This window comes from Wolbachia endosymbiont of Drosophila baimaii, assembly GCF_028982185.1.
Taxonomy (GTDB): domain Bacteria; phylum Pseudomonadota; class Alphaproteobacteria; order Rickettsiales; family Anaplasmataceae; genus Wolbachia; species Wolbachia pipientis.
Map to the genome: position 1 here is coordinate 1 of NZ_JAPQLE010000102.1, position 9,908 is coordinate 9,908.

Below are 9,908 nucleotides of genomic sequence, written 5' to 3' on the forward strand. Positions count from 1 at the left end.
AGCATGCCATAAAAGCACTATATGCAGATAGAGCATGTGATAGGCACAAGTTTTATAAGTTGTGTAACGAATATGATATAAAGACAAAAATTCCACCAATAAACAATGCGGCAGAACATCCAGAAATAGATTATATGTCTGACAGGAATGCTGCTATTAGGTTAATAAAATTATACGGTGAAGATGGCATGAAAGAATGGAAAAAAGAAGTAAATTATGGGAAAAGATCTTATATTGAAGGGTTTTTCTCAAGATTAAAGCAAATATTCGGATTTAGTTTTAGGAATAAATCTGAGATAAATCGAGAAAAAGAACTGCTAATCAAATGCTATTTGCTTAATAAATTCACTGATATTGGTATGGCTAAATTTGAGATAGTTACATGAATTTACCATAAATCACCATCTCATAAAGTGTGATGCAACAAGGCCATCCCAGTGTCAGCTACTCGGATGACACCTTTTCTTGGGGGGCTATCCTAAAGGTGCGATACTTATACAGTTGTACTTGAATGGCCCAGGCAATCAGTTCCATAACTCTTCTATTTTATAATACTTCCTTACTTCCGGCCTGAATATGTGAACCATTATGCCTTGAAAACTTAAAACCACCCAATTACCTTCATCCATACCTTCTACATCTATTTTATCATATTGCTTGAGACTTTTTATTACGTGCTCAGCTAAAGCTTTCACATGGCGACTCGAATCACCAGACGCGATAATCATATATTTTGCAATAATAGTTCTATTCTGCACATCGAAAGTAACTATATCGTGACCTTTATTTTGATCTATTATACTGACAATCGTGCTTTTTATTGATTCTGTATCACTGGATACATTAGTCATCATCTTAAATTATTTAATTTGCTTATAACTATACACTCAAAATCTTTAAATATGAACTATTTTCAACGCGATTGTTCGTTAAAAAGGTATTACCTGTTTATCATCATGTTTTTAGCATGTACAATATATATATTTTATATATGATTGAGAATAGCTTTTTACTAGTATTCATTATGGGCAAGACTCTCATCTACTTAATCGGCTTTCCAGATAGTGGTAAGTTTACTACTGCAAAGGAACTGTGTAAAATCATTGATGCGGTGATAGTAAGCAATAATCTATTCAATAATATTATATTTGATATTGTTAAATTACAAGATGCTGAAGTTCCAGATGATCTGTGGGAAAAGATTTTCGCAGTCAGAGAAAATATGCTAGCAATACTGGAAAAACACTACATAAAATCAAAACATTATATATTTACAAATGAATTGATAGAGGGTGATTCCTATGACCAAAGATTGTACAACTCAGTGGTAAATTTAAGTAAAAAAATGGATATGGAAATTCTTCCTGTAGTGTTACACTGTAATAACGAAGAACTAGCAAGGCGTATTCACTCAGAGGAGAGATGCCGGGAAAATAAAATTATTGGTTCGGATTTTGCTATGAAAAAAATTGAAGGGAAAAGGCTATTTATGCCTGAAGGTACACTTGAAATTGGTAACTCAAATTTAAGTGCAAAAGAAGTAGCAAAGAAAATTGTTGAAGAGATGAAGGAAGAAAAAAATGGAAAATTAATTAAAACTTCTGTAACAAATCATTTAAAAACAGAGCGTACTCGTGGTTGAGCAGAAAGATAAGTATCGTTCTTGTGTTGGCATAATGCTATTTAACGAACAAGGACATGTCTTCATTGGAAAACGCTTTGATAGCGACTCTTACTGGCAGATGCCACAAGGAGGTGTTGATGATGGTGAGGAACTGGAACAAGCAGCGTTACGTGAGTTGCTAGAGGAAGTTGGCACTAATAAAGTAAAGGTTATAACTAAAAGCAAGGATTGGATATACTACAACTTGCCTGAGGAAGTTATACCAACATGCTGGAATGGAAGATATTCTGGTCAAAAGCAAAGGTGGTTCTTAATGAAGTTTTGCGGAGAGGATAAGGATATTAATATTAACTATACTGATCATCCAGAGTTCAAAGAGTGGCGTTGGCAAAGTACAGATAGTTTAGTAGCCAGTGCTATATCATTTAAAAAAGAAGTTTACAAGACAGTGATAGAAGAGTTTTCTTCTATCATAAAAGCCTCAACAATAAGCTCATGATAGTAGATTCCCATTGCCACTTGATTTATTTTTCCGATGATGAAATACCAAAAGTAATTTCAAGGGCAGAGAAAAATGGTGTAAAGGTTTTGCATAACATATGCATAAGCGTTAATGATATTCCTAAGTTATTAGAAATTTCTTCATCCTATGATCAAGTCTATTCCTCTGTTGGTGTACATCCGCTTGATGCTGCCATAGAAAACGGTGAGTGTATACATGTTGATGAATTAGTTGAATTGACCAAGAACCAAAAGGTAATTAGTATCGGTGAAACCGGGTTAGATTTTTATAAATCTGACAACAAAGACAATCAGAAAAAAAGTTTTGCATCGCACATAGAGGCAGCAAGAATGACTGGGTTACCCTTGGTTATTCATACTAGAAATGCTGATAATGAGATGATTGATATATTAAAATCGGAAATGAAAACTGGCACTTTTGGTGGAGTAATGCACTGCTTTGCTTCCTCTAAGGAGCTTGCTTATCAATCTATAGATTTAGGATTATATATTTCATTTTCTGGAATTATTACTTTTAAAAATGCGAACTTACTCAGAGAAATTGCACAAAATGTACCACGCGGGCGTGTTTTAGTCGAAACTGATGCACCATATCTATCACCTGAGCCTTATAGGGGAAAAAAGAATGAACCAGCGATGGTGAAATACGTTGTTGATTGTTTGGCAGAGTTGTGGAATGAGTCACCAGAACAAGTAGCGAAGGTAACCACAAGCAACTTTTTTAGGCTGTTTGAGCTATAAAGAAGCTCTATAAAACCATTAATTTGCTTATGAACCTAAAGATTTCACCAGCTCTCTCACCGAGTTTACAGACTTATTAAACATTTCTTGTTCACTATCATTCATTTTAACTTCTAGGATCTTTTCAATTCCGTTTTTTCCAATAATTACAGGAACACCAATAAACAAATCTTTTACACTATATTCACCATTAAGGTAGGCAGCACATGGCAATATACGCCTTTTATCTTTTAAATATGACTCTAACATGCATATAGCTGAAGATGCAGGAGCGTAGTATGCAGATCCAGACTTAAGCAGATCAACTATTTCTTTACCGCCATTGCGAGTGCGTTCAATTATTTCATCGACTTTTTTCTGCGTAATGAGACCCATATCGATAATTTGGGTAAGTGGAATGCCAGCAACAGAGGCACAGTGAATGAGTGGTACCATAGTGTCGCCATGTCCACCGAGCACAAAAGCAGACACATCTTTAACTGAAATATTTAGTTCACTTGCAAGAAAATAACGAAAACGGGCAGAATCAAGCACTCCTGCCATTCCAACAACCATATTAGCTGGAAGGTTTGAAAATTTATGCACCACTGAAACCATGGCATCCAGAGGGTTGGTAACCACTATTACAAACGCATTTGGAGAATATTTTCTAATATTTTCACCAACCTCTTTCATTACTTGAGCATTGGTTTGCAGGAGGTCATCTCTGCTCATTCCTGGTTTTCTAGCAATACCTGCTGTTATGATGATTGCATCAGAATTTTCTATATCTTTGTATTGATTAGTTCCAGTTAAACCAGAATTAAATCCATCAACAGGTGATGACTCTGCAATGTCGAGTGCCTTACCTTGTGGAATGCCTTCGCTGATATCAAGTAAAACAACATCACCGAGCTCCCTTAGTGCAATCATATGGGTGAGAGTTCCACCGATATTTCCTGCACCGATTAAAGATATTTTTTTTCTTTGTACTGTCATTTTCTACTCCTTTGTATTTACTTTTATGGTTTTACCTTCCCAAGGCGATAGGCTATCAAACATACGAAAATCTTGCGGTAAATCTATAGGATTATATACAACCTTTTTTGCCTCTATATCATATCTTACTTCCTCATAACCAGTGAGAGGGAAATCTTTTAACATTGGATGACCTTTGAATCCATAGTCTGTTAGAATCCTACGCAAATCAGGGTGATCAGAGAACTCTATTCCATACATATCAAACACTTCACGCTCAAACCACGAAGCTGTGCTAAATATCTTCGCTACACTTAGAGGCATGTCGCCTTCATATAGCTGAAGCTTTATGTGCACTCTAATATTATGTACAATGCTGAGCAAATTGTATATTAGCTCAAAACGCTTCTCTCTATCTGGATAGTCAACCCCAAAAATATCAACTAATAGTTCAAACCTACACTTTTCATCATCACGTAGAAAGAATAGGTGCTTTTCAATTTCATCTAAAGTTGAATATATTACAACAATGCCATCATCTTTTTGAATGCACTCGCACTTGGTCTTTTTTTGTATATACTTTGCAGTTTTATCCATGCTTTATATTCTGAGTTCGTTTTATTTTGTTTTGTAGGCATAGCATTCCATATAGCAACGCCTCAGCAGTTGGTGGGCATCCAGGAACATACACATCAACTGGTACGATCCTATCGCAACCGCGAACTACTGAATAAGAGTAATGGTAATAACCACCACCATTTGCACAACTTCCCATAGAAACAACATACTTTGGGTCTGCCATTTGATCATAGACTTTACGCAATGCTGCTGCCATTTTATTAGTTAGTGTGCCAGCAACAATCATCACATCTGATTGACGTGGGCTTGCACGAAACATTATGCCATATCTATCAAGATCATAACGGCTAGATGCGGTATGCATCATCTCAACTGCGCAACATGCAAGACCAAATGTCATTGGCCACAATGAACCAGACCTTGCCCAATTCATTACATAATCTGTTAAATCACCAAATTTAGTGACAAGAAACCCTTCTTTTTTATAACGACCCCAGTCATCATTAGATAGAATTTGATTTGTCATAAACTACTCCCACTCTAATGCACCTTTACACCATTCATAGATAAAACCTATAGTGAGTATTGCAAGAAATACCATCATAGACCAAAATCCACCATAGCTTATCTTAGATAAAGAAACAGCCCAAGGAAAAAGAAAAGCAATTTCTAAGTCAAATATTATAAATAATATTGAAACTAGGTAAAATTTAATGTCAAAATTTTTCCTTGCACTGGATAGTGGATTGAAGCCACACTCATATGTGGAAAGCTTTTCACCATCTGGCTTACTCACTGCAAGAAACATAGGCAATATACCTAAAGCAAAAGATACTACAATTGATACGCAGATAAAGATTACTATGGTTAAATATTCGCTCATTTAACAAAACATATAACACTATGAATTTACATGCTTTCCTAATTTTTTACCACCTAAAATATGCACGTGAAAATGTGGTACAACCTGCTCTCCATTTTCACCATAGTTAGTGACTAACCTATACCCTGTTTTTTCTAGATTATATTTATGTGCTATCTCTCTTACAGTTTTGAAGAAATTTGCTATCTCCTCTTCAGAAGCTTTTAGAATAAAATCATCGTATGAAATATATTGATTTTTGGGTATAGCTAAAATGTGAACTGGTGCATCAGGGTACTTATCGCGAAAAGCTAGTACATTTTCATTTTCATGTACCTTCTCACAAGGTAACTCATCTCTTAATATTTGAGCAAAGATGTTATTACTATCATAAACTTCATTGCTCATATTTTAAGAGCGACCTTTCCCTCTTCCTTCGTTTTTCTCTACATTAGGTGTAGATAGTGGTTTTATCGTTTCACCAGAAGCATTTTCAAGATTTAAAGAGCTTACAAGTTCCCTTGCTTTTACCATGTTCTGCTGTTCTTTCAAAGAGGTTTCTATTCCATTTACCCTTTTTCCAGTAATAACTCCTGGTTGTAAGTAATACATATCCCCAGGAACAGTTAAACTATGATGTCTTTCCTCTATTTTAACTTCATTCATAATACTCCCCTTATAACTCATAACTTTCCCCCCTATTCCTTATATTTTCAGAACCCTGCTCAACTTTATCCTGCCATGCAGTTTCCTTTAATAACTCTCCTCTACTACTATCTACAAATGTTTCAGTAGCTTCCAATGCCCTACTAGCAGATAAAGCCAAAGTTTCTGAAGGCTGACCAACATCAGACTTCACAACTTTGTCTGATGACTGCTTTTGATTATCATATTCCTTATATAACTTTTCTGCAATACCATACAGCAATTTTAAGTCTGTATGAACTTTAAATTCTCCACCAGTAATTCCTGCCAGCTTCTTAAGGTTGCCACCAACTCCTTCATCTCCTTCAGCAATTTTTTCAAGAGCAAGCTCTTTTATTCTTTTCTCATCAATTCCTGGATTATCCTTTTTGATGTCTTTAATTATCTTTTCAACATCAACTTCAATTACAATTTTGTTTTCTTCTCTACGTATAGTGATGTTTGAACACTCACTTTTTAGTGCTTTTATTTGTTCATCATTCAAATAAGGTACATCTCCCGTCAGAGTCCTTGATGCTAAAAAACTTACCTTTCCTTTCTCTTGTTCTGTTATTTGTACACCAAGATCTTCACTAGCCTGTGTGGTTTTTATGGGTGGATCATATTCTTCATGTGGGTTGCCAATAATAGAGCGCCCTCCATTTTTTATGTCGTGCCACATTTCATCCCAGGACTTAAACCAATTCTTTGGCCATATAGGGTATACTGCACCCTTGATTAGGACTTTTACACCTCTACCCAGAAAACTTCCTACTCCCGAAGCTGCATTACCAACTTTAGCTAGTATAGAAGTAGATTCTTCATTTTGGTCGTTTTTTGGCATACACACCTCCAAGGTACTTTCTATAACTAAATACATTCTAATTATAGACGAAAAAATTTAAACTTCTATATCCATTATAAGATAGAATTATAGGGATTGCAACCATTATTTGTACATTGTCTAAAACATGTAGTATTTTCGCTACTTTTATTGTTCAATTTATTATAAAGAGTACTCTAAATTATGTGTAAATGGAACACAAATAATATCATTGATGCAACTGGCGGAAGAGACGTAAATGGTTGTAATTGGATACATAGCTCAAATATTTCAACGGACACAAGAAGCATAAAAAAAGGTGATTTATTTATTGCACTCAAGGGAAAGAATTTTGATGGCCATAATTTTTTGCATGAAGCGTTTTTAAAAGGGGCTGTCGCTGCAATAGTGAGTGAGGGTAAATATAAAAGTTTCCCTCTCATTATTGTACAAGATACCCTGAAAGCTTTGCACGATATGGCATCATATTACATTAGAAATGTTCTTATTGATGCTAAAGTTATTGCAATTACAGGCAGTGTCGGGAAAACTACTACAAAGGATATGCTGCACACTGTTTTATCGCAATATGGAGTGTTCCATGCGAACGAAGGTAACTTAAATAATAATATAGGATTGCCTTTGACAATTCTAAAAGCTCCAAAGAACTGCCAGTACTTAATCCTTGAAATGGGAATGAATAAAGTTGGTGAAATAAAAGAATTATCAAAGATTAGTAATCCGAATATTGCAGTTATTACCAACATCGAACCTGCACATACTGAAAATTTTTCATCACTGTTTGACGTTGCACAAGCGAAGTTAGAAATTCTGTATGGTATGAAAAATAACGGTACTTTGGTCTTGAACAGAGATAATAAATATTATGATTATCTCTCATCACGCGCCAATAGAAATGTAATAAGCTTCGGTAAAGATAAAAATGCTGAAGTTTGTTTACTAAACTTAATAAGAAACGATGAATCTTCTGTCATTTCAGCACTATCTTCTGTCATCCCAGTGCTTGACTACTTGGATCCAGGAAGTTCAATTGCAAATGAGCATATCAGACGGTTGTATAATAAAGACTGGATTCCAGCGTCACGCGCTGGAATGACATCAAACCGAGTTGCTAATAGATTAAGTTTAAAAATCAGGCTGAGTAATAATCAAATTATAAACTGTAATTTACGTGTGCAAGGTGAGCATTTTGCATACTCTGCATTAGCTGTTACAGCGGTTGTGCGGAGTCTAGGACTTGATTTATCAAAATTACCACTTGCACTTGAGAATTTTAGTGTAACGAAAGGTAGAGGCAATATTCATAAAGTCAAATACAATGGAAAATACATACATTTAATTGATGATTCCTATAACGCCAGCCCTGCTTCGATGAAAACTGCAATAAAAACTTTGAGTACATATTCTAATCAGAGAAAAGTAGCTTTGCTTGGTGATATGTTGGAACTTGGTGATGAAAGCATAGAGTTTCATACAGATTTGGTTAAGATTATCACAGGAAATAATATAGATAAAGTTTATACAGTTGGTAAATTTATGTTAGAATTGCATGAGCTTTTGCCAGATAATATAAGAGGCGCGCATTTTAATGATTCTAATCAATTGAAAAGTGATTTAGCTAACATTATTCAGAATAATGATGCAATTCTAGTTAAAGGCTCACGAGGAATGAAAATGGATCTTATTGTACGGGAATTCATAATAGAATATTAAGCAAAATCATTATATTAATTTATAGTAACAAATTATTAGGAACTTCAATTGTGACAAAACGTGTAATTATTTTTGGTGGAACGGGGTTTATAGGGAAACACATCGTAAGACGCTTGGCAGCAGAAGGATATTTAATAAAGATATTCACTCGTAATCAGGAAAAAGCTGCTTGTTTAAAATTGTGTGGCAATTTAGGACAAATATCTATATTTAAAGGCGATTTTTTTGATGAAAAATCAGTTCTGGATGGTATGGAAGAATGTGATGTAGCTATAAACTTAGTGGGAATATTATATGAAGCAAAAAAGCACGATTTTTACGCTGTTCACGTTAAAATAGCTGAAAGGATAGCAAAAGCTGCAAAAATGAAAAATGTACCTATGATGATACATTTTTCTGCTATGGGAATAGAAAATAGCAAGTTGTCAAAATATTCCAAAAGTAAATTGGAAGGTGAAAAAGCTGTAACTTCAGCATTTCAAGAAGCAATAATAATTAGGCCAAGCCTTGTATTTGGTAAAGAAGACAACTTCTTTAATAAATTTGCAAGATTAGCAACTATTCTTCCTTTCTTACCGCTAATTGGCAATGGAACGACTAAATTTCAGCCCATATGTGTAACAGACTTAGCTGAAGTGGTATATCGTATTATCAGTTTTAATAAGCAAGACAAGAAAATTTATAACATGGGTGGACCAAAGGTTTACTCTTTCAAAAGCTTATTGAAGTTTATTCTGAATGTTACTAACAGAAAGTGTTTGTTGATCAATGTATCTTTTCCAATGGCAAAGTTAATAGCTTTCTTTTTAGAAAATAAAATTATTTCTATGCTGCTAAAACCAATAATCGGAGATACGAACCCTGTGCTTACTCAAGATCAGGTGAAAGTTATGATGAATAGTTCAATCGAAAAGTCAGTTGACCTTGAAACAATGAAGGTTCGACCATTAGCAATTGAAAATGTGGTGCCAGAGTACTTGAAGATTTATAGAAAGTATTGATAAAAAAGTGTGCCCGGTGGGATTCGAACCTACGACCCACAGCTTAGAAGGCTGTTGCTCTATCCAGCTGAGCTACGGGCACACAACATATATAAAATGCTTCTTAGTACAAGTGAAGTCAAGTACTTCGTGTGAATATGATGTTTATCTTGCGACACCTTGTCATTGCAGTTGTGTGTCACGCGCTGCTGAAATTGGATGCGAGAAGTCTATTTATTTTAGAAAATATTATATAGAAAGTTGCTTAACAAACTACGCCAGCGCCCTTATCATGATACTGAAGGTATTCAGTTATAGCTCTTTCCATAAAAGTCCGGATGTGGTAGGATAAGGATAGATGATGATAAGGAGGTTGAATGCCAGCAGCATATAGTTATGATT

General features: G+C 34.9%; 14 protein-coding genes and 1 tRNA gene. 6 read left to right on the plus strand and 9 right to left on the minus strand.

The annotated features are described in order from the left end of the window. On the plus strand, nucleotides 1–386 hold a 386-nt coding region (locus OZD66_RS03345), incomplete at its 5' end, for a transposase (protein WP_458695172.1). Nucleotides 387–524: 138 nt separating this feature from the next. Here the strand turns inward: OZD66_RS03345 and rsfS are convergent. Next, entirely contained in the window at nucleotides 525–851 is a 327-nt protein-coding gene (gene rsfS, locus OZD66_RS03350) for a ribosome silencing factor (RefSeq protein WP_182367678.1), read from the minus strand. Nucleotides 852–1,024: 173 nt separating this feature from the next. Between rsfS and OZD66_RS03355 the strand changes: the two genes are divergently transcribed. The 3 genes from OZD66_RS03355 to OZD66_RS03365 are packed head-to-tail and all read left to right on the plus strand — an operon-like array spanning nucleotide 1,025 to nucleotide 2,887. Continuing rightward, nucleotides 1,025–1,642: an ATP-binding protein gene (locus tag OZD66_RS03355; protein ID WP_259348552.1), complete on the plus strand. Its 618-nt coding sequence runs from the start codon at nucleotides 1,025–1,027 to the stop codon at nucleotides 1,640–1,642. Then, nucleotides 1,635–2,123, plus strand: a complete 489-nt coding sequence (locus OZD66_RS03360; protein ID WP_182367638.1) for an RNA pyrophosphohydrolase — start codon at nucleotides 1,635–1,637, stop codon at nucleotides 2,121–2,123. The genes OZD66_RS03355 and OZD66_RS03360 overlap by 8 nt, the downstream gene beginning before the upstream one ends. Further along, entirely contained in the window at nucleotides 2,120–2,887 is a 768-nt protein-coding gene (locus tag OZD66_RS03365; RefSeq protein ID WP_182367640.1) for a TatD family hydrolase, read from the plus strand. Before OZD66_RS03360 ends, OZD66_RS03365 begins: the two co-directional genes overlap by 4 nt. Before the next feature lie 27 nt (nucleotides 2,888–2,914). Here OZD66_RS03365 and mdh read toward each other — a convergent pair whose 3' ends face one another. From mdh to OZD66_RS03400, 7 genes are read right to left on the minus strand one after another with little or no spacing between them, the layout of a single operon-like run. Next, nucleotides 2,915–3,865, minus strand: a complete 951-nt coding sequence (gene mdh, locus OZD66_RS03370) for a malate dehydrogenase (RefSeq protein WP_182367642.1) — start codon at nucleotides 3,863–3,865, stop codon at nucleotides 2,915–2,917. A gap of 3 nt (nucleotides 3,866–3,868) precedes the next feature. Continuing rightward, on the minus strand, nucleotides 3,869–4,441 hold the full coding sequence (locus OZD66_RS03375) for an NADH-quinone oxidoreductase subunit C (RefSeq protein ID WP_182367644.1): 573 nt from the start codon (nucleotides 4,439–4,441) through the stop codon (nucleotides 3,869–3,871). Then, nucleotides 4,434–4,949, minus strand: a complete 516-nt coding sequence (locus OZD66_RS03380) for a NuoB/complex I 20 kDa subunit family protein (RefSeq protein WP_182367646.1) — start codon at nucleotides 4,947–4,949, stop codon at nucleotides 4,434–4,436. The genes OZD66_RS03375 and OZD66_RS03380 overlap by 8 nt, the downstream gene beginning before the upstream one ends. Before the next feature lie 3 nt (nucleotides 4,950–4,952). Continuing rightward, nucleotides 4,953–5,306 (minus strand): NADH-quinone oxidoreductase subunit A, encoded by a 354-nt coding sequence (locus OZD66_RS03385; RefSeq protein ID WP_006279576.1) that lies wholly within the window; start codon nucleotides 5,304–5,306, stop codon nucleotides 4,953–4,955. Between the two features lie 18 nt (nucleotides 5,307–5,324). Further along, nucleotides 5,325–5,693 carry an HIT domain-containing protein gene (locus OZD66_RS03390; protein WP_096617328.1) on the minus strand — a complete coding sequence of 123 codons (369 nt, stop codon included), beginning with the start codon at nucleotides 5,691–5,693 and terminating at the stop codon, nucleotides 5,325–5,327. A gap of 3 nt (nucleotides 5,694–5,696) precedes the next feature. Beyond that, nucleotides 5,697–5,972 (minus strand): hypothetical protein, encoded by a 276-nt coding sequence (locus OZD66_RS03395; protein WP_253302010.1) that lies wholly within the window; start codon nucleotides 5,970–5,972, stop codon nucleotides 5,697–5,699. Continuing rightward, a complete protein-coding gene (locus OZD66_RS03400; protein WP_259348553.1) occupies nucleotides 5,962–6,813 on the minus strand; it encodes a hypothetical protein in 852 nt (283 codons plus the stop codon). The genes OZD66_RS03395 and OZD66_RS03400 overlap by 11 nt, the downstream gene beginning before the upstream one ends. A 183-nt stretch (nucleotides 6,814–6,996) precedes the next feature. Between OZD66_RS03400 and OZD66_RS03405 the strand changes: the two genes are divergently transcribed. Both OZD66_RS03405 and OZD66_RS03410 read left to right on the plus strand, forming a co-directional pair. Continuing rightward, on the plus strand, nucleotides 6,997–8,526 hold the full coding sequence (locus OZD66_RS03405) for a UDP-N-acetylmuramoyl-tripeptide--D-alanyl-D-alanine ligase (RefSeq protein WP_182367647.1): 1,530 nt from the start codon (nucleotides 6,997–6,999) through the stop codon (nucleotides 8,524–8,526). Between the two features lie 50 nt (nucleotides 8,527–8,576). Continuing rightward, on the plus strand, nucleotides 8,577–9,527 hold the full coding sequence (locus OZD66_RS03410) for a complex I NDUFA9 subunit family protein (protein WP_182367650.1): 951 nt from the start codon (nucleotides 8,577–8,579) through the stop codon (nucleotides 9,525–9,527). A gap of 8 nt (nucleotides 9,528–9,535) precedes the next feature. Here OZD66_RS03410 and OZD66_RS03415 read toward each other — a convergent pair. Then, nucleotides 9,536–9,609 (minus strand) — tRNA-Arg (locus tag OZD66_RS03415). Nucleotides 9,610–9,908 lie beyond the last annotated feature (299 nt).

Coding starts and splice junctions, on each gene's coding strand:
- OZD66_RS03365 (WP_182367640.1), top strand. CDS start 2,120: ATGATAGTAGATTCCCATTGCCACTTGATTTATTTTTCCGATGATGAA.
- OZD66_RS03355 (WP_259348552.1), top strand. CDS start 1,025: ATGGGCAAGACTCTCATCTACTTAATCGGCTTTCCAGATAGTGGTAAG.
- rsfS (WP_182367678.1), bottom strand. CDS start 851: ATGACTAATGTATCCAGTGATACAGAATCAATAAAAAGCACGATTGTC.
- OZD66_RS03400 (WP_259348553.1), bottom strand. CDS start 6,813: ATGCCAAAAAACGACCAAAATGAAGAATCTACTTCTATACTAGCTAAA.
- OZD66_RS03375 (WP_182367644.1), bottom strand. CDS start 4,441: ATGGATAAAACTGCAAAGTATATACAAAAAAAGACCAAGTGCGAGTGC.
- OZD66_RS03385 (WP_006279576.1), bottom strand. CDS start 5,306: ATGAGCGAATATTTAACCATAGTAATCTTTATCTGCGTATCAATTGTA.
- OZD66_RS03395 (WP_253302010.1), bottom strand. CDS start 5,972: ATGAGTTATAAGGGGAGTATTATGAATGAAGTTAAAATAGAGGAAAGA.
- mdh (WP_182367642.1), bottom strand. CDS start 3,865: ATGACAGTACAAAGAAAAAAAATATCTTTAATCGGTGCAGGAAATATC.
- OZD66_RS03405 (WP_182367647.1), top strand. CDS start 6,997: ATGTGTAAATGGAACACAAATAATATCATTGATGCAACTGGCGGAAGA.
- OZD66_RS03380 (WP_182367646.1), bottom strand. CDS start 4,949: ATGACAAATCAAATTCTATCTAATGATGACTGGGGTCGTTATAAAAAA.
- OZD66_RS03390 (WP_096617328.1), bottom strand. CDS start 5,693: ATGAGCAATGAAGTTTATGATAGTAATAACATCTTTGCTCAAATATTA.